Here is a 22,317-nt window from a genome sequence, read left to right on the forward strand (position 1 = left end):
AGCTCCTTTACAGGTCGAAGGTTTTGGCGCGGCCGCGAGCGGTGCTTTTGCCGGAGGCGGCCAGCAGCACGGACAGCGCCGCAGTCTGCCCTTTTTCGCGGGCAGCGTCGCAGGCGGTTTCCACATCGGCGATGGTCAGCACGCCGAGCGACAGCAGGAAGGAAATCGCCGCGCTTTCGCCGGCGGCAGCGCACCCGCGCAGCAGCGCGCCGCCGTGCGCACGCAGACAGTCGAGATATGCGTCGCGTGCGGTATCGGACAGGGCATACGGGACAGCCAGCCGCCGTGCGGCGACCCGTGCGGCAACCGCAAAGTCATGCCGCTCGAGCAGGCCGGTGAGCGCAAGGTCATATTGTCGGAAACTAAGTACACCCGCGTCAAAGCACTGACGGTAGCCATAGCCTGCGCCGTGGATGCGGCGCTGGAAGATGTGCGCGGGGGAGAGGTCCTCGAGTTCCTCCGTGTAGGCGGGAAACAGCAGGTGCGCAGGCGTATTGCCGTCAAAGCGTACGTCCAACTCGCCCGCGTGCTCGCCCAGCAGCTTTTGCAGGCAGGTGGGGGTGTTCGGCTCGGCCCGCAGTACAACCGTGTGCAGTGCGCGGCAGTTCATCAGCGCTCCGCCGCCGAAGTCCGTGACCGCTTGGGGCAGGGTAATGGTTTCCAGTCGGCGGCAGTTATAAAATGCATAGCTGCCCACGCTCTGCAAGTCTCCCGGCAGCGTGACCGAGCGGATGGCGTTCGCGTCGTGCACAGGCTCCGGCCCGCCGCAGGTGATGCGGATGGAAAATGTCTCCTGTTTGGAAAGAACGGGCGCGCGTTCGCTGAGCGCATAAGGCCCGAGCTGCGTAACCGGCACGCCGTCGATATTGTCCGGCAAGCGCACGGTATCGTCGCGCGTCTCGCACCGCAAAATGGCGATGCCGTCCGGTATGTGCGCACAGCTCAGTAAAAGGTCGTTTTCGCCGTCGATTACGCGCATATTCCGCTCTCCTTTTCGGATAATTTTCGTCTGGTTTGATTATAGCACACGCATGACGGGGCGGCAAGGAAAGGACGCGACAGAGTTGATTCTTATAATAAGAAAATATCAGAATAATAAAATATAGAAATTCTCAAAAAGCGCTTGACAAATCCGCTGGCTGAGAATATACTGTCACCATACTGAAAAACCAATGACGAAGACGAGTAGCAGGGAGACCAAACCTCCAAGAGAGCCGCGGGTGGTGAGATCGCGGCAGGCAAGGACCTTGTGAATGGACTTTAGCAGGGCAAGGCGAACGGAGGAAACTCCAAGTAACTGCGACGGGGACTCCACCCGTTATCCGGGGAGCGCATATTGTTGGATATGTGAAAGTGAGCGGGCGCATTTTGCGTCAACCTGGGTGGTACCGCAAGAGTTTGTTATCAACTCCTGTCCCATGATTTTCATGGGACAGGAGTTTTTTTATTTCGTTGACTCACATATTTCATATAAAAAGGAGAGAACCTACCATGGCAAAGATTCCGCACAGATTGTATTTAACCGAAGATCAGATGCCCAAGCAGTGGTACAACCTGCGCGCCGACATGAAGGAACAGCCCGATCCGCTGCTCCACCCCGGCACGCATCAGCCGCTGCCCGAGGAGGCGCTCTATCCTATCTTCTGCGAAAAGCTGGCGCATCAGGAGCTGGACAGCACGGATCGCTATATCGATATTCCCGAGCCGATTCTGGATATGTATAAGCTGTACCGTCCGTCGCCCCTGTGTCGTGCCTACAATCTGGAAAAGGCGCTCGGCACCCCGGCGAAGATCTACTACAAGTTTGAGGGCAACAACACCTCAGGCAGCCACAAGCTCAATTCGGCTATCGCACAGGCGTATTACGCCAAGGAGCAGGGACTCAAAGGCCTGACCACCGAGACCGGCGCGGGCCAGTGGGGCACGGCGCTGTCCGAAGCATGTGCGTATTTCGGACTGGATCTCAAGGTCTATATGGTCAAGGTTTCCTATGAGCAGAAACCCTACCGTAAGGCGGTGATGCAGACCTTCGGTGCGGATGTAACGCCGTCGCCTTCCAATACCACCGAAGCGGGCCGTGCAATTCTTGCGCAGGACCCGAACACAGGCGGTTCGCTCGGCTGCGCAATTTCCGAGGCGGTTGAGATGGCAACTACGCATGAGGGCTACCGTTATGTGCTCGGATCGGTGCTCAATCAAGTGCTGCTGCATCAGTCGATTATTGGCCTGGAGAGCAAGCAGGCAATGGAGATGCTGGACGAATATCCGGATATCGTCATCGGCTGCGCGGGCGGCGGATCCAATCTGGGCGGTCTGATTGCGCCGTTCATGCAGGATAAGCTGCTGGGTAAGGCGGACCCGCGCATTATCGCAGTCGAACCGGCCTCCTGCCCGTCGTTTACCCGCGGCAAGTACGCGTATGACTTCTGCGATACCGGCCATGTGACGCCGCTGGCGCGCATGTATACGCTGGGCAACGGCTTTATGCCGGCGGCCAACCATGCGGGCGGCCTGCGTTATCACGGTATGAGCCCGATTCTTTCCAAGCTGTATCACGACGGCTATATGGAGGCGGTTTCTGCTAAGCAGACCGATGTGTTTGGGGCGGCAACACTGTTCGCTAAGGTCGAAACCATCCTGCCCGCGCCGGAGTCCAGCCATGCGATTCGCGGTGCGATTGACGAGGCGCTCAAATGCAAGGAAACCGGCGAAGCCAAGACCATTCTGTTTGGCCTTACGGGTACGGGATACTTTGACATGACAGCGTATGAAGCGTATCACAACGGCACAATGACGAACCATGTGCCGACGGATGAAGAATTGCAGGTCGGTTTTGACACACTGCCTGCTCAGCCGGAATAAAATCCATTTCGTGTGGAGGTGAGGCCTGTCGTGGACATGGCGGAGCATCTGCTCGAGTCTGTTGTTTCCTGGGCTATCCTGCTATTTGAATATGTTGGTGTGGCAGTGATTGCGGTTGCCGGTGTACAGGGCGTCTGGCACTATGCGCGCCGCGATCCGTTGACTCGCCTGACGCTTGCCAAGGGGCTGGCGCTCGGTCTGGAGTTCAAGCTGGGCAGCGAAATTCTGCGCACCGTAATTGTGCGCGAGTTCAAGGAGGTAGGTTTGGTTGGTGCGATCATTCTGCTGCGCGCGGCGTTAACTGTTCTCATTCACTGGGAGATTAAAAATGAAGAGCAGGTTGCGGTGAAATTGCCGGCAGAATAGGTCGCACAATCCATTTCATGTGAGCCGCCGAACGTGGTTTTCGGCGGCTCTGATTGGAATGAGAGGGGAAAAGGGGGATTTGCAGAAGGAGAAAAGAAATTAAAGAAAAATTTGAAAAAAAGATTGACAGAAGCGATACGTTGTGGTATTCTATTTAGGCAGTCGAAACTGAGCAAAAAGTTCGGCTGAGAAAACACAAGTGAATCATTTGCGCCAGTAGCTCAGCTGGATAGAGTGTTTGGCTACGAACCAAAAGGTCGGGGGTTCGAATCCCTTCTGGCGTACCACTTTTTCTTGTGGGAAACAAGCGATTTCGTAAGAAATCGCTTGTTTTTTTAATTTTTTGAGGGTTTTCAATTTTTGCTGCCAACAGAAAATCGGCAATTTCCTGTTAGCAGCCTGTTAGCAAACACCAGATTGAAGTCTGAATACGCTTCACCGGCATACGCTTTTTGCTTTGCCACCGTTGCCTTCCGAAGCATTAGCTCTCGTCGAAGCGCCGGAGTTAAGTACACAAACCGGTTGCTGTTTGCCGTTTTGGGTGTCTTGAGGACCAACACCGTGTTGGTTTTCTTAACCCTGGGCGGAAACACCTGCACCAAGCCGTCCGCCGGGACGGAATCCAAAGCCTCACGGCTGACACGCTGGAGCGTGTGCCGCACACGGATGAGGTTCTGATCGAAATCAACATCCTCCCAGGTCAACGCAACCGTTTCACCAATACGCAGCGAACAGATAAACGCCAAATGCACCGCCAGATGCAGCAGAGAGTGCTCCATATCGTCCAAAGCCGGCCGCACCATTTCCGGCGTCCAGATCCGGCGCTCGGTCTTATTCTTTTTAGGCGCATCGCATACGACCGGGCTTTCTTCGATCAATCTCCAGTCCACTGCTTTGTCGAATGCAGTTTTCAGTAATGTATGGACGTGACGGATTGTCGTAGAAGAAAGACAGGGTGTTTTCGTCCCACTTGGTGCATGTCCTTTGGGGCCATTGCATTTTTTGCCCCGCAGCGTGTTGTACAGCATCTCGATATGGATCGGCTGCAACTTCTGCAGCGGGATTTGTCCAATTTCCGGCATGATATGATTTCGGATCAAAGCTAAAGATGAGGTATACATGCTGAATGACCATTTGGCTTTGCCATAGACGTTTACCCACTGCATCAGGTACTCCGCCACGGTTTGTGAGCAAGGTGTCAGCAAAGAATCACAGGATTTTTTGTATTCCACCTTCCTTTTGAATTTTTCGGCATCCGCCTTGTTGGAGAAGGATTCCCACTTTTGATGCCGTTGTCCCTGTGCGTCTCGATAATCATAGATTACCGCATACTTGGAACCTCTTTTTTTAATTGTTGCCATAGTTGCCTCCACAGAACGGGTGGATCAGGAGCAACCGGAAAACCATTGGTCGAAAGACTCTTTGGGTATGCGAACAAGCCTTCCCAGATGCAGCACGCGGAAATCCGTCGTATGACTGCAAAAATAGTAAGCGCTTCGTTCGCTGATGCCGAGGATCTTTGCGATCTCCACAACAGAGTAGGTTTTCTTCTCCACGCCCTGATCCTGTACAATATTCCTATTCATATCTTGTCCCTCCTGTGGCAGCACCCATGCACTGCTCAAATTGCTATACGCCTCCTTGCTGCAGATTTCTGATCGTTGGCAGGTCTATTATAGCAATATACGCCCAAAATGCAAAGATGTCGGATTCGTTGTTCAAATAAAGTTCAATATTTTTTGCTAACGCGGCAGTACGCATCAGCCGCTTTGGCTGCGTAGCTTTCCTCTACGCCATGCTTTTTCCTTCTACTGCAAGCATACCACAATTTTGGTCTACAGGGAGGCATAATCGCTTCACATAGCGTAGAGTTTGCGACAAAAATCTTTACTTTAAGTCCTCTATAGCCGGGAGACGCCGTTGCAGCTCATGCCGAGCTCCGGCCAAGCAGCCTTTCCAAAATCATTGTAGCAAAATTCCGACTACAGTTGGTGGTTTTTGGTCGACTCTCTGTAGTTCTTTGAGAAATTTTGAGTGATTATTATCAAAGCATTTGGGCATAAATAAACGCTGCTATCCGACTCCTTCTTCGGAAAACGGATAGCGGCTAGAACATCTGGGCGTTTTGATATGTCATTTTTCAGAATGGGGATTGTATGATGACCAGTGCATCTCCTCCAGTGCCCAATGCCAGATAAATCATGTTTTGTCGGGTGTGTCATTTTCTCTAACAAGAGGAAGCGTTATACCTGTTGTTGATTGCGGCAGAAATTATAGTGCAAGGGACGAAAAACAGTAAAACATAAAGGTGATTTATGTTTAGTTTGCGTTGCTTTTTTGGCTTATATATGTAAATATAATAATATATGAAATAGGAGGTACATGGCATGGAGCTGAGAACACTGCGCTATTTTTTGACTGCGGCTACGGAAGAAAATATTACACGCGCAGCGGATGTCCTGCATGTGACACAACCTACTCTTAGTCGTCAGCTCATGGATCTGGAAAAAGAGCTTGGCACGACGCTTATGCTACGCGGGAAAAAGGGCTTGACTTTAACGGACGACGGGCTGTTTTTTCGACAGCGTGCAGAAGAGATTGTTGAGTTGGCTGATCGGTTGGAACAGCGGTTTGCTGAAAAAAGCGAAAGCGTAACAGGAATTATCAATGTTGGTGCGTCAGAGGCAATTGGAAGCCGCATGATGGCAAAGCTGATTTGTCAATTTTCTGATAAATATCCCCTTGTCCAGTTTCACCTGTATAATGAGATGGCGGACAATATCAAAGATCGTTTGGATAAGGGGTTGGTGGATGTCGGGCTATTATTGGAGCCGATAGACGTGCATAAATACGAATATCTGCGTCTGATGCAAAAGGAAACATGGGGTGTACTGATGAGGACAGACCATCCTTTGGCAGGTTTAGAGGTAATCACGCCGGAAGACATTGCGGAGTATTCTTTGATTTTGCCTTTGCGTGAGAAGGTTCGGGAGGATATCATCAACTGGATCGGAAGGGAAGAAAAGAATTTACACATTCCTTTGAGCTATACGCTTCTTTCCAACGCTGTTTTGCTGGTGGAAGAGGGTATGGGATGCGCCTTTTGTTTGGATGGTGCATTGGCAGTCCGCAGCAGCCCAAATCTTAAATTTATCCCGATACAGCCAGAGAAAACCACGCGAAGTGTTCTGGTATGGAAGAAAAATCAGATTTTTTCTCCAGCAACCTCTTTGTTTATTCAAGAAATTAACATGATGCGTGCGCAAATGCGTTAAAGAGGGCGTCAAGTCAGATGGACTTGACGCCCTCTTTTATGTAGACATGATATGCCAAAACCATGCTTTATTCGTATGATAAATAATAAAATATAGGTATTAGACATTTCATATAACGAATTCTATAATAAAATCACAATCTACCCATAGCAGTTGCTATCCCCCAAAACGTATATCACAGGAGGAAGCAATATGAAAAAGATGATTGCAATGCTCTTAACTGCTGCATTTGGGTTTTCGCTAACAGCATGCGGAAATGCGACAAATGAGCCGAAAGCAGGAAACACACCATCGGAAGGATTCATACAGATGCAGGAACAGACTTCTGAGACGGGGGAGCTTTTACAGCAAGAAACTGCGCAGGACGGCACGGTAAATGAAGCCGATGGAGCAACGTCTTCCAATATCCTTGTTGCCTATTTTTCCTGGGCTGACAATGCTGTATTGGAAGATGATGTGGATGCGGTCACCTCACCCAGTGTGGTTGCTCCCGGAAATGTGCAGGCACTGGCTGGCTGGGTACAGGAAGTGACTGGCGGGGATTTATTCTCCATTCGCGTGACCGAACCCTATTCCAGTGACTGGGACGATTGTCTGGCCAGAGCCAATCAGGAACGGGGCGAAAATGCCAGACCTGCGCTACAAGAAAACGTTGAGAATCTGGATCAGTACGATACGGTCTTTCTTGGATATCCCAACTGGTGGTATGGTGTACCCATGGCGCTGCTTACCTTTCTGGAGCAAAATGACCTTTCGGGCAAACAGGTCTATCTTTTCTGCTCCCATGGTACCGGCGGACTGGCCAGCAGTGTAGAAATTATCACAGAGGCAGCACCGGAGGCAATCATCTCCGACAACATCTTTGATTGTTATGAAGAGGATGCAGCATCTTCGCAAGGCGCTGTCCAAGAGTGGGTAAAGGGGCTTGGATATTAAACAGCAATAGGAATAGCAATAAGGAGCGCTGCCAACCATTTACTGCAAGTGCGTAATAATTTTCAATCTAATTGAAAATATGGAGGAATATGTCATGACCGAGAATGAAAAGATGCCTAAAATCGCGCTTGGCGCTTGGGCTTGGGGCAATGATGGAACCTTTGGCGGTACGCTGACGCCAGAGCAGCTGCGTCCCGTATTTGACGCTGCCATGCAGGCGGGGCTGAATTTATGGGATACCGCTTATGCCTATGGCATGGGCACTTCGGAAAAGGTGCTGGGCGAGTTCCTGCGCACCGTTCCCCGCGAAAGCTATCTGATTTCGGATAAATTTACGCCCCAGTGCGCGGACCTGGCGGTGGATAATGCTGTGGTTGCCATGTATGAAACCAGCTCCACTCTGCTAGGAACAGACTACATGGATATTTACTGGATTCACAATCCTGTGGGGGCTCCAGAGTGGGTTCGCAAGCTGATTCCGCTGGCCAAGACGGGTAAAATCGGCCGCATCGGTCTTTCCAACCATAATTTGGCGGAAATCAAGGAGGCTGCCGAGATTCTTGGGAAGGAAGGGCTTCGCATCTCTGCGATTCAAAACCATTATAGCCTGCTCAACCGCTCTTCCGAAGATTCCGGCATTCTGGACTATTGCAAGGAAAATGACATTACCTTCTTTGCCTACATGGTGCTGGAGCAAGGGGCTCTGTCCGGGAAATATGACACCCAGCATCCCTTCCCGGAAGGCTCTGACCGTGCCGCCGTCTACAACCCCATGCTGCCTGAGCTGGAAAAGCTGAATGTCTGCCTCAAGGAAATTGCCGATAGACACAGCGTAGCTCCGGCACAGGTGCCTGTAGCATGGGCCATCGCTAAGGGAACGCTTCCCATCATCGGTGTCACCAAGGTGTATCAGGTGGAGGATGCTGCAAAGGCTGCTGCTCTGGAACTGACGGTGGACGAAATTGCCGCCATGGAGAAGCTGGCTGCCGGTTTGTCCCTGAATGTAATCCGCTATTGGGAGAAAGAGATGAAATAAGGAGGTCCAGCAAATGAAGATCGTTGTATTGCTGGGTAGCCCAAATCGGCAAGGCTCTTCCCATCTGCTGGCGGAATGCTTCCGTCAGGGTGCTCAGGAGGCGGGCCATACGGTGGAAATCATCGATGTAGCCCATGCTGACATTCATCCCTGTACTGGCTGTATCCACTGCGGCTATGAAGGCCCTTGTTCTCAGAAAGATGACATGCAGGGAATCCGGGCCAAAATCCTGGACGCGGATATGATGGTGTTTGCCACTCCGCTGTACTATTATGGCATGTCCGCTCAGCTCAAGACACTCATTGACCGATTCTGTGCGTTTAACAGCTCGCTTCACAGCAAGCATATGAAATCCGCCTTGCTTACAGTAGCGTGGAATAGTGACGACTGGACGTTTGACGCGCTGGAGGCGCATTATAAGACCTTGGTGCGTTATCTCAACTTGCAGGACATGGGCATGGTGCTGGGATATGGCTGCGGGACACCGTCCATGACAAAACATTCCCCTTATCCACAGATGGCCTATCAGCTTGGCGTTCGTTTGAGATAAAGCACACGGGAAGGGAGAAGAATATGCCCGTTATCTTATTGGAGACTACACATCTGCATAAAGAGCAGAAGGAGCAACTTGTAAAAGAATTTACCGAAACGGCATCCAGAATCCTTCACCTGCCCGCATCCGCCATCATTGTCTATTTGAAAGAAAATGCGGCGGAGAATATCGGAGCCGGCGGAAAGCTGCTCAGCGAAACATAACAAAGGGAATGGGCGAGGCGGTGTACCGCTTCGCCCATTGTACCATGCCAGTCAAGTGAGAAAGGGAAGAAGAAAAATGGAAACTGTACAATTAAGAAATTTCGTAACAATTCCTTTGCTGGGATTTGGCGTTTTTCAGATTACAGATGCTTCCATGTGCGAGAGAGCTGTCACCGAGGCATTAAAAACAGGGTATCGTTTAATTGACACAGCTGCTTGTTATGGTAACGAGAGAGCAGTTGGAAATGCGGTTCGTAACAGCGGGATTCGGAGAGAAGATGTTTTTCTCGTGTCGAAAGTCTGGATTCAAGACACTGGATATGAACAAACGAAGCGCTCGTTTGAGAAAACTCTGAACAATTTGCAGACGGATTACTTGGATCTTTATTTAATCCATATGCCCTATGGCGATTACCATGGAAGTTGGAGAGCCATGGAGGAGCTTTATGAGGAGGGGCGGATCAAAGCCATTGGCGTATGCAATTTCCTTCCGGATCGGCTCACCGATCTGATTCTCAGCCACCGGATTGCCCCTATGGTAAATCAGATGGAGCTGCATCCATTCTGCCAACAGACAGAACTTCGGAAACTGATGGCTCAGTATCACATTCAACCCATGGCTTGGGCTCCTTTTGCGGAAGGACAAAATCAGATATTCACCAACCCCGTTTTAAGCTGTATTGGGAAAATCTACGGAAAGTCCCCTGCACAGGTTATTTTACGGTGGTTGACGCAGGAAAAAATAGTGGCGATTCCCAAATCGGTACACGCCGAAAGAATCCGTGAAAACTTTGCTGTGGAGGATTTTATACTGTCAGAGAAAGACTTGCAACAAATTCAGAAAATGGATAGCGGCAAGGGAGTGATTCTCAACATCACAAGTCTGGATGAAGTTTATCGACTCCACAATATTCGCTTTGAGCAATAACCACTGGGACTAAGAAGAAAACCTGTTTGTTTTGCAGAATATAAAGGAAGATGATTATTTGAAGACACGAAAGCTGAGAGAGCTGGTTGTTTCAGAGATTGGCATGGGCTGCATGGGGTTTTCTCACGGTTATGGTACTGCCCCGGAAAGGAAATACAGCATACAGGCCATTCGTGAAGCCTATGCCTATGGTTGCACATTTTTTGATACCGCTGAAAGTTACGGTATCCAGCAGTTTTATCCCGGCCACAATGAGCAGCTGGTAGGAGAGGCTGTAGAACCTTTCCGTAGCCAGATCATTCTGGCTACAAAGCTTCATTTTCATGGGGAGATTCCCCCAAATGGCGCGGGGCTGGAAACCGTGGTGCGACAGCATTTGGGAAAATCGCTCAGAAATCTTCGCAGTGATTATGTTGACCTCTATTATTTACACCGAGTCAATGAAGATGTCCCCTTGCAGGAAGTGGCGGCGGTTATGGGAAAGCTGATTCAAGAGGGTACTATACGTGCTTGGGGCCTCTCACAGGTGTCCGCTAGTATGCTGCAACAAGCAGACGCTGTGACACCGGTATCTGCCGTTCAGAATATCTATTCCATGGTGGAGCGCAGTTGTGAGGAACATATTTTCCCCTATTGTCTGGAACACGGCATCGGGGTCGTTCCTTTTTCACCTATCGCCAGTGGTCTGCTGTCCGGGAAGATAACGCGCAATACAGTTTTTGCGGGGGATGATGTTCGGAAGTTTGTCCCGCAACTCAGTAAAGAAAATCTGACGGCAAACCAACCGATTGTAGATGTTGTCGGTCGATGCGCCGGAGAAAAGAAGGCAACCAATGCGCAGATCGTGCTTGCCTGGATGCTTCATAAATATCCCAATGTTGTACCAATTCCCGGCTCAAAAAATCGTGAGCGAATTCTGGAGAACTTGAAAGCCAGTGAAGTAGAATTGACGGAAGCGGAATTTGCCGCGTTGGAGCAAGCATTGCAAACATGTAAAGTGTATGGACATCGCGGCCATGTGGAAACGGAGCAAAATCCCACTTTTGCTTTCAGCAAGCAAAATCGATAAAAGGGGCATAGCATATGAAGGTATTGGCAATCAACGGCAGCCCTCGTGCAAGAGGAAATTCTGACATTCTCTGCGATGAATTTCTTCGCGGTGCCGAAGATGCGGGACATCAGATAGAGAAAATCTCACTTCGTGACAAAAGGGTTTCCCCATGTCAGGCATGCTATGCCTGTTTCAAAACGGGTTTTTGTGTGCAAAAAGATGATATGGATGAAATATTGGACAAAGTCCAAAATGCAGATGTATTGGTGTTGGCCTCTCCTACATATTTTTTGACAATGAGCGGACAGATGAAAATAATGATTGATCGGTTCCTGCCAAAGTGGCAGGAACTTGGCGCAAAAGAGGCTTATGTGATCGTCACAGGACATGATGGAAAACACGGGCTCAAAAGAACGGCGGAAGACCTGAGCGCAATCTTGGAAAACTTGGGTTTACCGGTCCGAACCATTATCTGGGCAGAGCATGTTTGGCAAAAGGGCGAAGTTCTGGGGACAAAGGCAATGGACGAGGCGTACTGCGCGGGAAAAAACATTGGGAAGTAATTTTTGCCATTGGTTTGAACGACATACATTAAAGACAGAAAGCGCAGGGTTCTCTTCGTCGAAGATAACACCTGCGTTTTCTATTATTAATAGCCATGCAAAAAACACATGGATTATAATGAATTATAAGTATTTTACATGAATCTAAAAGACCGCTATACTGATAACAGAAAGGATTTTGATAAAGGAGAACAACATATGACGGAGGTCGAAAAGAAACAAAACGGGGAGATTTATGATGCCCGTGACCCGGAAATCCGCAGCCAATACAACCGGGCAAAGGATTGGGCCAAAACTTATAACAGTCTGCCTGCGACGGACGCACAGGCGAAGGATATGATTTTGCGGCTCTTTCTGGGATCTGTTGGCAAGAATGTGCGTGTCAATCAACCCTTTTCCGTGGATTACGGCTACAACATTACCGTTGGTGACAACAGCTTTATCAATATGAATTGCACACTTCTGGATGCGGGTCCCATATCCATCGGCAGCAATACCCTTTTAGGTCCGGACGTCAAGGTGTACACTTCCCAGCATCCCCTTAATGGAGCAGAGCGGTTCTGGGAAGAACCGGACGGAACCATGGCGGTAAAAACCTGGACGTCGCCGGTCAAAATCGGAAGTTACACTTGGATCGGAGGCGGCACCGTGATTCTTCCAGGGGTTTCCATAGGCAACAATGTTGTCATAGGTGCTGGAAGTGTGGTGACGGAATCCATCCCGGATAACGCCATTGCCTGTGGAAATCCCTGTAAGATCAAAAAGTGGAATCCGCCTCTTCAAGAAAGAAAACAAGAGCCTGACGCGTGACGTTGGCTCTTAAACAATAAAGCAAACGAAAGGAATGACCTTTATGAAAAAATTGTTTTCTGTTCTGGTAGCAATGACTATGGCGTTTTCTCTTGCTGCGTGCAGCGGCGGAAATCCGTCGTCCGGTGGAGATGATGGTTTCGACTCTTCTTCGGAATCATCTGCATCTTCTGAAGCGTCTGCATCTGACGCGCCTTCTTCCCAGCCGGAAGAAGGCGCAGAAGAGGGAGGCACTCTGGTGGCCTACTTCTCCTGGTCGGGCAACACGCAGCAGATGGCAGAGATCATCGCGCAGGAAACTGGTGCGGATCTCTTTGAGATCGCCACCGCAACGCCTTATACCGACGACTATAACGAGCTTTTGGACATCGCGCAGCAGAAACAGGGAGAGGATGCCCGCCCGGAGCTGAATGCGCAGGTGGAAAACTGGGATAGCTACGATACGATCTTCGTGGGATATCCCAACTGGTGGAGCGACGCACCCATGGCCGTCTATACCTTCTTGGAGTCTTACGACTTCACCGGAAAGACACTGATCCCCTTCAACACCAGTGCCAGCGGCGGTTTTGGCAGAAGCCTGACGGGCATTGAGGAAAGCGCAGTCGGCGCCACTATTCTGGAAGGTCTGGACCTTACAGAAGGCGAACTGGGAGACGCACAGAACCGTGTGACTACATGGCTGGATAGTCTTGGCTTAAACGGATAAGCAAAGAAAGGAGGCAACCCCTGTGAAAGCAAAAGTACGGCTCAAAATTATCCTCGACGTGCTGATGACGCTGGCGCTGCTTTTTCTGATGGGGTACCAGTTCTGGGGTGATGTGGCCCATGAATGGGTAGGCGCAGGGATGTTTGTCCTCTTTATTGTCCACCACATTCTCAACTGGAGTTGGTATAAAAATCTTTTTCGAGGGAAGTACACACCCTTTCGCATCTTTCAGCTGATTTTGGATCTTGCCGTATTTGCGGCGATGATCTGTCTGATGATCAGCGGAATCATGCTCTCGAATCATGTGTTTGCTTTTCTGAACATTCGTGGCGGGATTTCGCTGGCACGACTGCTGCATATGGCTTCTTCCTACTGGGGCTTTGTGGTGATGGCGTTGCATTTGGGCATCCATTGGGGGATTTTCACCGGTCTTGCAAGGAAGGTGTTCCGAATCAAAGAATCTTCCCGTGTCCGTAGTGTGGTGCTGTTTCTTGTAAGTGCAGCAATCGCTGTTTATGGTGTAACGGTCTTTTTGAGACGAAATCTGCTGACCTACATGCTGGTACAAACACAGTTCGTATTTCTTGATTTCGGAGAATCCAAGGTGCTGTTTTACCTTGACTATCTCGCCATGATGGGAACTTGTATTTTCCTGACCCATTATATTGGACGGCTACTCAGGAACCTGAGAAACAGTCAAAAAAAGAATAAGGAGGCGCGAAAAAGATGAAGAAAATGCTCGGAATTTGTATGTCCTTGGTTTTTTTGACAGGAGTGTTGGCAGGCTGTGGAGCGGGAAACTCGCCTGAGCAGTCTGAAATAGTATCTGATTCGCAGACTCCGTCCAGTTCCCGGCAGCAAGGCCAAGAAAATCGGCCGGAGATGAGCGAGCCTTCGTCGTCCTCTGAGGCAGAAAGCGAGGAAGCAATCTCTGACGGTGATCCGGTGGTTTACATGACGACAGACATCAGTTCAGAGGGCTTGATGGGGATCTATGGGGCGCTTAAAGCCAATCCCCAGGGGAATATTGCGGTGAAGCTCTCCACGGGTGAGCCGGGCAGCAATTATCTTCGCACGGATCTGATCGGGGATCTGGTACAATCCTTTGAAAACCCAACCATTGTGGAGTGTAACACCGCCTATGGTGGCTCCCGCTCCAACACAGCCATGCATTATCAAGTGGCGGAAGATCACGGCTATACCACGATTGCCGATGTGGACATCATGGACGAAAATGGCTCCATAACCCTTCCGGTAAGCGGCGGAACCAATTTGACCGAAAACTATGTGGGAGCCAATTTCGCCAACTATGATTATTTCGTGGTTCTTTCCCACTTTAAGGGCCATTCCATGGCCGGGTTCGGCGGAGCTATTAAGAACATTTCTATTGGCATTGCTTCTTCCGAAGGAAAAGCTCATATTCATTCCGGCGGTACCGGGGCAAGTATGTGGGGCGGAGATCAGGACGCCTTTCTGGAATCTATGGCCGAAGCAGGAAAATCCGTCGTGGAAGCACTGGATGGCAATATCCTTTACATCAATGTCATGAACCGCCTTTCCGTTGACTGTGACTGCGATGGCAGCCCGGCGGAACCAGATATGCACGACATCGGGATTCTGGCGTCCTACGACCCCGTTGCGCTGGATCAGGCTTGTGTGGATCTGGTTTACGAAGCAGAAGACGGCGCATCACTTATCCAACGGATGGAGTCTCGCAACGGCTTACATACACTGGAACATGCAGAGGCCATTGGGCTGGGGAGCCGAACCTATGAGCTGGTGAACATAGATGCATAAAGAAATGAGGTGACCGACTTTGAAAAAAGCAATTTCCTTGTTGATTGCCCTTGCTTCACTGCTTGCGGTTTTAACTGCGTGCAGTAGTCCGAACAGCGAGCAAATCAGTACGAATACACCGCCAACCGCATCCACTTTGCAGAGTGACGGTGTGGAAAGTAGTGCGCAAGAACAGGGCAATCATCGTGTTTTGATCGCTTACTTTACCCGCCTGGACAACACGGACGCTACGTCGGACGAGATTATTCAAGGCGGCGGGCCCTATGGTTCGCTGGGAGGCTCTCTGGAGGATGCCGATGTGGATGCCATCGCTTCTGCCAGTATCACGGTCATGGGCGATCAAGTACAGGGTAATGTAGAAACCATGGCGCAGATGATTCAAAACACCGTGGGCGGAGACTTGTTCTCTATCCGGATGAGAGAAGGCTACCCGGTCAACTATGATGAACTGATTGAGATAGGAGGCGAAGAAAAGCGCACTGGCGCCAGACCGGAACTCTCCACGCAGGTGGAAAACATGGCGGACTATGACATCATCTTTCTAGGATATCCAAACTGGTGGTACGATATGCCTATGGCAGTGTACAGCTTTCTGGAAGAATATGACTTTGCGGGAAAAATCATCATTCCCTTTGTCGTTAGTGCGAGCAGCGGATTCTCTAGGACCATTTCTTCCATTCAGGAACTGGAACCGGAAGCAATTGTCATGGAAAACGGGCTTCATATCCCCATGGGAGAAGTGGGCGATGGACAGGCAGAGATTGAAGCATGGATCTCTGAACTTGAAATTTTCTAAAATCCGAAATCGATATTGCAAGAGCAGCAAAGAGAAACCGTTTAAAAATCATATCAAACATTTGGAGGCTCTTTTATGAAAAAGCAGATTGGAAATACATTGGCGTTGTATCCCATGCCCTTGGTGGTGGTGGGAACCATGGTAAACAGGAAACCCAATTGGGTTCTTGTGGGACATGTAGGGATTATCGGTCATGACCGAGTCATGGTCAGTCTAGCCAAGCCGCATTACACCAATCAGGGTATCAAGGAAACCGGCAAGCTTTCCATCAACATTGTGGATCAAGCAATGCTGCCTTTGGCGGACAAGGCCGGATGTATCAGCGGGGCGAACCATGACAAGTCGGATCTTTTTTCCTATAGGCTTGATGACTCTGGCATTCCGATGATCGAGCAGGCTCCAGTGGTCATGGAATGCACGGTGGACGACATCTATGTGACCGAGGGATTCGAGAGCTTTATCTGCAAAATTGATCGCACTTTTGCTGAAGAGCGTATTCTTGACAAACACGGTAAAATTGACTACCGTGTGCTCAAAACGGTGTTGTTTGAGATGCCGACCTATGAATATCTGACCACCGGAGATGTGATTGGCAAATGTATGTCCTTTGGGAAGAAAGATTGAGTGTTACCCGCTTTCATGCGGATAGGTGTGTTTGCTGGGAGAGCCTTTGCAGAAGTAAGAAAGCAGGCAGAGGATGGAAGTCATGACTAAGAAAGCAACCGTTGATGTGGATGAGAGCAGCCTAAAGGATGCCTTAATTATTTCCTACTCCTATTCAGGAAATACACAGCAGATTGCCAAAGCGATTCAGTCGGCCACAGGGGCCGATTGGAGTGAGATTTACCCATGGCAGCCCTATCCGGTGGAATTCCCGGAATTGCTGGAACAGGTGCGGAACGAAGTCAAAAGCGGATATCGTCCTAGGCTACTTCCCGGTGCACGTCCTCCCCGCCTGTATTCTGTTATTTTTGTCGGCTCTCCCGACTGGTGTGGTACTATCGCGCCTCCTATGGCGTCGTGGCTATACAGAAACGACCTATCCGGCAAGATCATTCTTCCGTTTTACTCTCATTGCGGTGGCGTGGCAGGAGATCTCAAGGGCGACATTGCAGCGTTGTGCCCCAAAGCGGATGTGAAAGAAGCGCTTGGCGTAATTGAAAACGGCGGAGATAAACTGCCTGAAATGTTGCGCAGCTGGCTGCAGAAGACAGGCATGCACTCTGTGAAAAAGGGTGACTTATGAATATGAAAGGAGAAAAAGATGAAGAACAAAAGACTTGTTTGGATATTTGCGCTTGCCTTTGCCTTGCAACGGTGTACAAAGGGAACATAATAAAAAACTTAATAATGGACTGCCAATCTTACACAAAGTACCGCCCAAACGAGACTACGGGCGGTATTTTTGTATCTTGGCGGAGAAAGGAGGAACTTCCCACGGGGCTTGACTGAAAAGTTGAGCCCCTTTTTTTACGCCCAAAAACAGGAGGTAAGTGCTTATGGCAGATGATAAAACCACGAAAATGCCGGAGCAGCCGGTAACGGATACCGGCCCGGGCAAAGAAACTCCGCCCGAGCCGGAGAAAACGTCTATTCCCCCGGAGGCCGAAAAAAAGACGGAACAGCAGGCAAAGAGCCCGCAGGTGTCCGTCTATGACTTCGCTGAAATTATGAAAGGAAAGAAGGCCGAGGAACGAGCGGCAGCTTCCGGCGGGGAAAAGCCTGCCCCGGCAAAAACGGAGAAACCGGAAAAGCAGCCGGAGGCTCCGAAAAAGGCCGAAGGAAAACAGGAAAAGCCCAAAGAGCCCGAGCAGCCGAAGCGTCGGGGCCGTCCTCCGAAAGAGGATAAGGACAAGGCCGCCGCTCCGAAGCCCAAAGCCCCCGCACAGAAAAAGCAGGAAAAGGCCCCCAAAGAGAAACCGGAGAAAAAAGCGGCTCCCACGGTGCAGGCCGCTCCCGCTCCGAAGGAACCCGAGGGGCCGAAGGAGGCTCCCCGCCGTGGCGAGGAACAGATCGTATATATCAAGCTGAACGAGCTCCACGCCTTCAAAAACCATCCCTTTGAGGTCCGGGACGATGAAGAAATGCGGGCTATGGTGTCCAGCGTCAAGGACAAGGGCGTTACCCAGCCCGCTATCGTCCGTCCCCGTGAGGATGGCGGCTATGAGATCGTGTCCGGCCACCGCCGCCAGAAGGCCAGCGAGCTTGCCGGATATGCGGATATGCCCTGTATCGTCCGCAACCTGACGGACGATGAAGCCATCACGCAGATGGTGGAGGACAATCTGAACCAGCGTGAAGAAATTCTCCCCAGCGAGCGGGCCAAAGCTCTGAAAATGCAGCTTGAGGCCATCAAGCACCAGGGCTCCCGAACTTCGGGCCAGATTGACCCGAAGGACGCAGGCAAACGCTCCAACGAGATCGTGGCCGAGCGGAACAAGATGGCCGTCAAGCAGGTGCAGCGGTATATCCGGCTGAATGAGCTGGTCCCCGACCTGATGAAGCTGATGGACGAGAAAAAGCTGGGCTTCACTACGGCGGTGGAGCTTTCCTACATCGGCAAGAAGAACCAGAGCTATATCGCCGTCGCCATCGACAGCCAGCAGTCCTCGCCTTCGCAGGCGCAGGCAAAGCGTATGCGGGAGCTGGACGAAAAGAAGCTGCTCAACGGGGATGTGATCGACGGCATTATGATGGAGGACAAAAAGGAGGTAGACAAAGTGATTCTGACGGGTGCGGAACTGAGCAAATACTTCGGCAAGGAAACCACGCCGAGGGAAATGAAGGACCAGATCATCAAGCTGCTGGACGACTGGAAGGGCCAGCAGAAAGAACACGAAAAGCCGGAGAAGAAAACCGAGCCGGAAAAGTAAGCCGAAACTTCGGGTCAAGATGGCCCGAGGATTGCGGGGCGCTGCCCCGCGCCCCGAAGCTCTGGAAATATAAATTATTCCCCGTCGCCAGTTATTCCGTAGCATAGCCGGGAAAATCAGTCAAGGGCAACGCCGCCGCAGGCGGTGCCAGAGGCACCCTTGACGGATTTCTCCCGGTTATGCTTTTTCCCGGACAAGCGACGGGGATATAAATTCTTCAGAGCCGTCCCCCTTCCCGGGGGAAGGGGCGGAGGGGTTGGGCGAAACCTTGCTTTCCGCAAATCAGAAAGAAATGGAGGTTGAACCAATGAAACGACCTTTGACCTATCTGACCGCCGCATGGAGCGGTGAGCCGGATATTGATATGGAGCTGGCGGCCCACTACTGCCGTCTTGCCTATGAGGCGGGCTTTTCCCCCATCTGCCCGCTTTTGTATCTTCCGCTGTTCTTGAATGACAGCGTTCCCGAGGAACATAAGGCCGGGATTGATATGCGCCGGGATATGCTGCGGCGCTCTCATACCCTGATCGTCTGCGGCGGTGCGGTGGACGAGGATGTGAAAAACGATATTGCGGTTGCCGGGCGGCTGGGTATCGCGGCTACTACGCTGGACGGGGTTCTTGCCGTGAAGGGACACGGCGGCCCGGGTCATGCCGGACATTAAGCTGGGGAGCCTTTTTGACGGGATAGGCGTTTTCCCTCTGGCGGCCTCCCGCTGCGGTATCCGTCCGGTGTGGGCCAGCGAGATTGAAAAAGCGCCGATCTCCATAACCAAAAGGCACTTTCCCGATATGGCGCACTTGGGGGACATTACGAAGGTGGACGGCGGAAAAATCCCGCCTGTCCATGTGATAACCTTCGGCTCTCCCTGTCAGAACCTTTCTCTGATCGGCAACCGCTCCGGCCTTGCCGGGGCAAAATCCAGCCTGTTTTATCAGGCGTTTCGTATCATACAGGAAATGAGGGATGCCACTGATAACCTATATCCAGCTATCGCTGTTTGGGAAAACGTCATGGGAGCGTTTTCTACAAATGACCGGATGGATTTTAGAGCCGTCCTATCCGCCTTCTCGGACACCGAAGTTCCAATGCCTCCTTCTGGAAGATGGGGAAACGCCGGAATGGTGCGAGGGGGAACGCCTGATGTGTGCTGGCGGCTCATGGACGCCCAGTATTGGGCAGGCTCCCGAAGGCTGGCGCGAAGGCAGCGAATTTTCATCGTGGCGGATTTTAGAGGCAAACGTGCCGCCGACATACTATTTAAGCCCCGTCCAATGCTCCCACTTCCTCCGCCTTGCCGAGAGGGCGGGCGGACCGCCGCCGAAGGAGATCGAACATCTTCTTTTGAAACAGGGCGGCAAATACCAGTCATCCACCCCTTTCAATGCTTCCGTATGCGGGGAGCGGCAAAAAGGCAGGAAGAAACCGCCTTCCGAAACAGCTTCGGATTACCAACTGACCCTTTTCCCACTCTTTTAGCCAGCGACGTGACGCCCTTCGCCTTTTGGTACGAGGGCGACCCGGACGGCGGCTGTATCCGCTTCTTGACGGAAACGGAAAGTGAGCGGCTGATGGGGCTGCCGGAGGGCTGGACAAAGTACGGGGCGGACGGCGAGGAAATCCGGCCTCTGCAACGCTACAAGGCGCTGGGAAATGCGATTGCTCTCCCTTGCGCCGATTACATCATGGCCGGGATTTATGAAGTGCTGGCAGACAGGGACGGAAAGGAGGATTGAGCCCATGTTTGAAGCCTATATAACCAACACGGCCCTGTACCCCATGATGGGGATTGAAGTGGGAACAACGGTACATTTTCCCACGACCACACAGGAGGTACAGGCTGCCCTTGCCAAAATCGGGATAGACGGAAAGCGGTACAGCGAAGTGTTTATTACCAGCTTTGACAGCGATGTGCTGGGACTGTACGACTATCTGGACGAGTACGAGAACATCGACGAGCTGAACGAGCTGGGCCATGCCCTGCTGGAAGTACGGGACAAGGGCGGATTGGAAACCTTTGAGGCCGCTCTTGTCTTGGGAAAACACACGGGCAGCGTGAAGGACCTAATCAACCTGACGCAGAACCTTGACCTCTACCGCTTTTACCCGGATATTTCCGATGATGAAGGGCTGGGCCATCTGTACGCCGACGAGCTGGGGACCATCGACATACCGGAGCACATTCAAGGCTACTTCGATTATGAGGCATACGGACGGGATATGCGTATCAACGAGGGCGGCGTATTCGCTCCCGGCGGCTATGTGGCGGCGGACCCGGTGGGCTTTAAGGAGCATTACCACGGGACGCAGGACATACCGCCGGAACACCGGGTATTTGCCTATCCCGAAAAGGCCGAGCCCGTCCATTCCATTCTCGGCGCACTCAAACGGTTTCAAGAGGCCCCGCCCGTTCCGCAAAAGGACAAGGCGGGGCCTTCCCATGAGGAACGGTAAGACTTCGGGCCAACATGGCCCGAAGCATGAAGGAGGTGCATACCATCAACTATTACCCCATCAATGAAGGGGCCGCCCGCCGGGCAAAGGAAATGAACAGCTTTTCCGACTATAAGGAAGGGAGCGCAACGGCGGAATACCGGGCAATGGTAGACAAGGCCGCAGCCATAGCCGAACAGCAAAAATCCCGGGTGGACCCCATGTACCATGAGAAGATCGACCATCTGTTAGACACCTACGCCCGCAAGCTGGCCGAAAACATGAACCAGGGCTTTGCCATTGACGCAAGAGTTCCTTCTGTGTTGATCGCCGGGCCTTCCAATTTCCCGGTGGGAAAGAAAGAAAAACAGAACCGGGCGCGGGACAGCAACATGGAGGAATGGCGGCATATTCAAGGGCTGCTGGATAAGATACGCAGTACCGGCATGGGCGGTATCAGCGCCGATGACCCGGCGGCCATTGAAAAGCTCCAGAAAAAGCTGGATGGGCTGGAACGCTCCCAGCTCATTATGAAGGAGGTCAACGCTTATTACCGCAAGCATGGCAAGCTGGACGGCTGTGCGCTGCTGTCGCCTGACCAGATCGAAAAGCTGAAAGCCAGCATGGCGTCAAGCTGGCGGAGCGACCCGAGGCCCTTTGAAAGCTACCAGCTTACCAACAACAACGCGGAGATCCGCCGGGTAAAGGCCCGTATCGAACAGCTTTCCAAACAGGCGCAGCGGGAGTTTTCCGGCTGGGAGTTTGACGGGGGCCGTGTGGAAATGAACCGGGAGGACAACCGCTTGCAGGTGTTCTTTGATGGAAAGCCTGACGCGGACACCCGGGCCGAGCTGAAAAGCAGCGGCTTTCGCTGGGCTCCCAGCGTGGGCGCATGGCAGCGGCAGCTCACGGACAACGCCATCCGGGCGGCTGACCGTCTGGAATGTATCAAGCCGCTGTCCGGCGAAAAGCCCTCCCAGCTTCAAAAGAAGCCCTCTATCTTGCAGACCATGCGGGAACAGGGCGAAAAAGTCCAGGCGGAGCCGGAAAAGAAAGCTCCGTCCGGCAGGGATGCCGAGCGGTAAGCCTCGGGCCACATTGGCCCGAGGTTTTCTGTTGCCCCGGAGTG

26 protein-coding genes, 1 tRNA gene and 1 pseudogene are annotated in these 22,317 nt (G+C 51.6%); 25 read left to right on the top strand and 3 right to left on the bottom strand.

Going from position 1 to position 22,317, the window contains the following annotated elements; translation table 11 throughout:
* Positions 1–7: 7 nt before the first annotated feature.
* A complete protein-coding gene (locus tag ACESSO_RS14175) occupies positions 8–979 on the bottom strand; it encodes a leucine-rich repeat protein (RefSeq protein WP_373166177.1) in 972 nt (323 codons plus the stop codon).
* 512 nt (positions 980–1,491) lie between these two features.
* Between ACESSO_RS14175 and ACESSO_RS14180 the strand changes: the two genes are divergently transcribed.
* From ACESSO_RS14180 to ACESSO_RS14190, 3 genes are all read left to right on the top strand, one after another.
* A complete protein-coding gene (locus ACESSO_RS14180) occupies positions 1,492–2,862 on the top strand; it encodes a TrpB-like pyridoxal phosphate-dependent enzyme (protein ID WP_373166178.1) in 1,371 nt (456 codons plus the stop codon).
* 36 nt (positions 2,863–2,898) lie between these two features.
* Complete coding sequence (locus tag ACESSO_RS14185; RefSeq protein WP_373166223.1) at positions 2,899–3,228, top strand: DUF1622 domain-containing protein; 330 nt, start codon at positions 2,899–2,901, stop codon at positions 3,226–3,228.
* Positions 3,229–3,438: 210 nt separating this feature from the next.
* Positions 3,439–3,515 (top strand) — tRNA-Arg (locus ACESSO_RS14190).
* Positions 3,516–3,581: 66 nt separating this feature from the next.
* Here ACESSO_RS14190 and ACESSO_RS14195 read toward each other — a convergent pair.
* Positions 3,582–4,589, bottom strand: coding sequence for a hypothetical protein (locus ACESSO_RS14195; protein WP_373166179.1), 1,008 nt, complete (start codon positions 4,587–4,589; stop codon positions 3,582–3,584).
* Between the two features lie 24 nt (positions 4,590–4,613).
* Complete coding sequence (locus ACESSO_RS14200) at positions 4,614–4,814, bottom strand: helix-turn-helix domain-containing protein (protein WP_373166180.1); 201 nt, start codon at positions 4,812–4,814, stop codon at positions 4,614–4,616.
* Positions 4,815–5,615: 801 nt separating this feature from the next.
* Here ACESSO_RS14200 and ACESSO_RS14205 point away from each other — a divergent pair.
* From ACESSO_RS14205 to ACESSO_RS14310, 22 genes and pseudogenes are all read left to right on the top strand, one after another.
* Entirely contained in the window at positions 5,616–6,503 is an 888-nt protein-coding gene (locus tag ACESSO_RS14205; protein WP_373166182.1) for a LysR family transcriptional regulator, read from the top strand.
* Positions 6,504–6,695: 192 nt separating this feature from the next.
* On the top strand, positions 6,696–7,439 hold the full coding sequence (locus tag ACESSO_RS14210) for a flavodoxin (RefSeq protein ID WP_373166183.1): 744 nt from the start codon (positions 6,696–6,698) through the stop codon (positions 7,437–7,439).
* A gap of 94 nt (positions 7,440–7,533) precedes the next feature.
* Complete coding sequence (locus ACESSO_RS14215) at positions 7,534–8,475, top strand: aldo/keto reductase (protein ID WP_373166184.1); 942 nt, start codon at positions 7,534–7,536, stop codon at positions 8,473–8,475.
* A gap of 13 nt (positions 8,476–8,488) precedes the next feature.
* Positions 8,489–9,025 (top strand): flavodoxin family protein, encoded by a 537-nt coding sequence (locus ACESSO_RS14220; RefSeq protein ID WP_373166185.1) that lies wholly within the window; start codon positions 8,489–8,491, stop codon positions 9,023–9,025.
* A gap of 23 nt (positions 9,026–9,048) precedes the next feature.
* Positions 9,049–9,231, top strand: a complete 183-nt coding sequence (gene dmpI / locus ACESSO_RS14225) for a 4-oxalocrotonate tautomerase DmpI (RefSeq protein WP_373166186.1) — start codon at positions 9,049–9,051, stop codon at positions 9,229–9,231.
* Positions 9,232–9,307: 76 nt separating this feature from the next.
* Entirely contained in the window at positions 9,308–10,159 is an 852-nt protein-coding gene (locus ACESSO_RS14230) for an aldo/keto reductase (protein WP_373166187.1), read from the top strand.
* A gap of 31 nt (positions 10,160–10,190) precedes the next feature.
* Positions 10,191–11,228, top strand: a complete 1,038-nt coding sequence (locus ACESSO_RS14235; protein ID WP_373166188.1) for an aldo/keto reductase — start codon at positions 10,191–10,193, stop codon at positions 11,226–11,228.
* Positions 11,229–11,242: 14 nt separating this feature from the next.
* Positions 11,243–11,773, top strand: a complete 531-nt coding sequence (locus tag ACESSO_RS14240) for a flavodoxin family protein (protein WP_373166189.1) — start codon at positions 11,243–11,245, stop codon at positions 11,771–11,773.
* Positions 11,774–11,911: 138 nt separating this feature from the next.
* The gene (locus ACESSO_RS14245; RefSeq protein WP_373166190.1) at positions 11,912–12,583 is read left to right on the top strand and encodes a sugar O-acetyltransferase; all 672 of its coding nucleotides are present in this window, start codon (positions 11,912–11,914) and stop codon (positions 12,581–12,583) included.
* 43 nt (positions 12,584–12,626) lie between these two features.
* Positions 12,627–13,289, top strand: a complete 663-nt coding sequence (locus ACESSO_RS14250) for a flavodoxin (RefSeq protein ID WP_373166191.1) — start codon at positions 12,627–12,629, stop codon at positions 13,287–13,289.
* A gap of 22 nt (positions 13,290–13,311) precedes the next feature.
* The gene (locus ACESSO_RS14255) at positions 13,312–14,019 is read left to right on the top strand and encodes a DUF4405 domain-containing protein (RefSeq protein WP_373166192.1); all 708 of its coding nucleotides are present in this window, start codon (positions 13,312–13,314) and stop codon (positions 14,017–14,019) included.
* Positions 14,016–15,086, top strand: coding sequence for a DUF362 domain-containing protein (locus ACESSO_RS14260; protein WP_373166193.1), 1,071 nt, complete (start codon positions 14,016–14,018; stop codon positions 15,084–15,086). Before ACESSO_RS14255 ends, ACESSO_RS14260 begins: the two co-directional genes overlap by 4 nt.
* A gap of 19 nt (positions 15,087–15,105) precedes the next feature.
* Positions 15,106–15,882 carry a flavodoxin gene (locus ACESSO_RS14265; RefSeq protein WP_373166194.1) on the top strand — a complete coding sequence of 259 codons (777 nt, stop codon included), beginning with the start codon at positions 15,106–15,108 and terminating at the stop codon, positions 15,880–15,882.
* Positions 15,883–15,957: 75 nt separating this feature from the next.
* Positions 15,958–16,506, top strand: coding sequence for a flavin reductase family protein (locus tag ACESSO_RS14270; protein WP_373166195.1), 549 nt, complete (start codon positions 15,958–15,960; stop codon positions 16,504–16,506).
* A gap of 82 nt (positions 16,507–16,588) precedes the next feature.
* Positions 16,589–17,128 (top strand): flavodoxin, encoded by a 540-nt coding sequence (locus ACESSO_RS14275; protein ID WP_373166196.1) that lies wholly within the window; start codon positions 16,589–16,591, stop codon positions 17,126–17,128.
* A gap of 247 nt (positions 17,129–17,375) precedes the next feature.
* Positions 17,376–18,755, top strand: coding sequence for a ParB/RepB/Spo0J family partition protein (locus ACESSO_RS14280; RefSeq protein WP_373166197.1), 1,380 nt, complete (start codon positions 17,376–17,378; stop codon positions 18,753–18,755).
* Between the two features lie 307 nt (positions 18,756–19,062).
* Entirely contained in the window at positions 19,063–19,419 is a 357-nt protein-coding gene (locus tag ACESSO_RS14285) for a hypothetical protein (protein ID WP_373166199.1), read from the top strand.
* A pseudogene (locus tag ACESSO_RS14290) lies at positions 19,406–19,771 on the top strand (DNA cytosine methyltransferase); the annotation flags it as partial. The gene ACESSO_RS14285 and the pseudogene ACESSO_RS14290, both read left to right, overlap by 14 nt.
* Positions 19,722–20,234 (top strand): hypothetical protein, encoded by a 513-nt coding sequence (locus ACESSO_RS14295; RefSeq protein ID WP_373166224.1) that lies wholly within the window; start codon positions 19,722–19,724, stop codon positions 20,232–20,234. The pseudogene ACESSO_RS14290 and the gene ACESSO_RS14295, both read left to right, overlap by 50 nt.
* Before the next feature lie 8 nt (positions 20,235–20,242).
* Positions 20,243–20,491, top strand: coding sequence for a DNA cytosine methyltransferase (locus ACESSO_RS14300; RefSeq protein ID WP_373166225.1), 249 nt, complete (start codon positions 20,243–20,245; stop codon positions 20,489–20,491).
* 4 nt (positions 20,492–20,495) lie between these two features.
* Positions 20,496–21,209 (top strand): antirestriction protein ArdA, encoded by a 714-nt coding sequence (locus ACESSO_RS14305; protein ID WP_021419863.1) that lies wholly within the window; start codon positions 20,496–20,498, stop codon positions 21,207–21,209.
* A gap of 14 nt (positions 21,210–21,223) precedes the next feature.
* Complete coding sequence (locus tag ACESSO_RS14310) at positions 21,224–22,273, top strand: hypothetical protein (RefSeq protein ID WP_373166200.1); 1,050 nt, start codon at positions 21,224–21,226, stop codon at positions 22,271–22,273.
* Positions 22,274–22,317 lie beyond the last annotated feature (44 nt).

The organism is Agathobaculum sp. Marseille-P7918, assembly GCF_964248325.1.
Classification (GTDB): domain Bacteria; phylum Bacillota; class Clostridia; order Oscillospirales; family Butyricicoccaceae; genus Agathobaculum.

Bases quoted from the DNA above. Each gene is read 5' to 3' on its own strand.
- ACESSO_RS14185 (WP_373166223.1), top strand. From the start codon at position 2,899: ATGGCGGAGCATCTGCTCGAGTCTGTTGTTTCCTGGGCTATCCTGCTA.
- ACESSO_RS14260 (WP_373166193.1), top strand. From the start codon at position 14,016: ATGAAGAAAATGCTCGGAATTTGTATGTCCTTGGTTTTTTTGACAGGA.
- ACESSO_RS14215 (WP_373166184.1), top strand. From the start codon at position 7,534: ATGACCGAGAATGAAAAGATGCCTAAAATCGCGCTTGGCGCTTGGGCT.
- ACESSO_RS14305 (WP_021419863.1), top strand. From the start codon at position 20,496: ATGTTTGAAGCCTATATAACCAACACGGCCCTGTACCCCATGATGGGG.
- ACESSO_RS14295 (WP_373166224.1), top strand. From the start codon at position 19,722: ATGCCACTGATAACCTATATCCAGCTATCGCTGTTTGGGAAAACGTCA.
- ACESSO_RS14200 (WP_373166180.1), bottom strand. From the start codon at position 4,814: ATGAATAGGAATATTGTACAGGATCAGGGCGTGGAGAAGAAAACCTAC.
- ACESSO_RS14250 (WP_373166191.1), top strand. From the start codon at position 12,627: ATGAAAAAATTGTTTTCTGTTCTGGTAGCAATGACTATGGCGTTTTCT.
- ACESSO_RS14310 (WP_373166200.1), top strand. From the start codon at position 21,224: ATGGCCCGAAGCATGAAGGAGGTGCATACCATCAACTATTACCCCATC.
- ACESSO_RS14195 (WP_373166179.1), bottom strand. From the start codon at position 4,589: ATGGCAACAATTAAAAAAAGAGGTTCCAAGTATGCGGTAATCTATGAT.
- ACESSO_RS14230 (WP_373166187.1), top strand. From the start codon at position 9,308: ATGGAAACTGTACAATTAAGAAATTTCGTAACAATTCCTTTGCTGGGA.
- dmpI (WP_373166186.1), top strand. From the start codon at position 9,049: ATGCCCGTTATCTTATTGGAGACTACACATCTGCATAAAGAGCAGAAG.
- ACESSO_RS14180 (WP_373166178.1), top strand. From the start codon at position 1,492: ATGGCAAAGATTCCGCACAGATTGTATTTAACCGAAGATCAGATGCCC.
- ACESSO_RS14275 (WP_373166196.1), top strand. From the start codon at position 16,589: ATGACTAAGAAAGCAACCGTTGATGTGGATGAGAGCAGCCTAAAGGAT.
- ACESSO_RS14220 (WP_373166185.1), top strand. From the start codon at position 8,489: ATGAAGATCGTTGTATTGCTGGGTAGCCCAAATCGGCAAGGCTCTTCC.
- ACESSO_RS14285 (WP_373166199.1), top strand. From the start codon at position 19,063: ATGAAACGACCTTTGACCTATCTGACCGCCGCATGGAGCGGTGAGCCG.
- ACESSO_RS14205 (WP_373166182.1), top strand. From the start codon at position 5,616: ATGGAGCTGAGAACACTGCGCTATTTTTTGACTGCGGCTACGGAAGAA.
- ACESSO_RS14210 (WP_373166183.1), top strand. From the start codon at position 6,696: ATGAAAAAGATGATTGCAATGCTCTTAACTGCTGCATTTGGGTTTTCG.
- ACESSO_RS14245 (WP_373166190.1), top strand. From the start codon at position 11,912: ATGAATCTAAAAGACCGCTATACTGATAACAGAAAGGATTTTGATAAA.
- ACESSO_RS14240 (WP_373166189.1), top strand. From the start codon at position 11,243: ATGAAGGTATTGGCAATCAACGGCAGCCCTCGTGCAAGAGGAAATTCT.
- ACESSO_RS14175 (WP_373166177.1), bottom strand. From the start codon at position 979: ATGCGCGTAATCGACGGCGAAAACGACCTTTTACTGAGCTGTGCGCAC.
- ACESSO_RS14270 (WP_373166195.1), top strand. From the start codon at position 15,958: ATGAAAAAGCAGATTGGAAATACATTGGCGTTGTATCCCATGCCCTTG.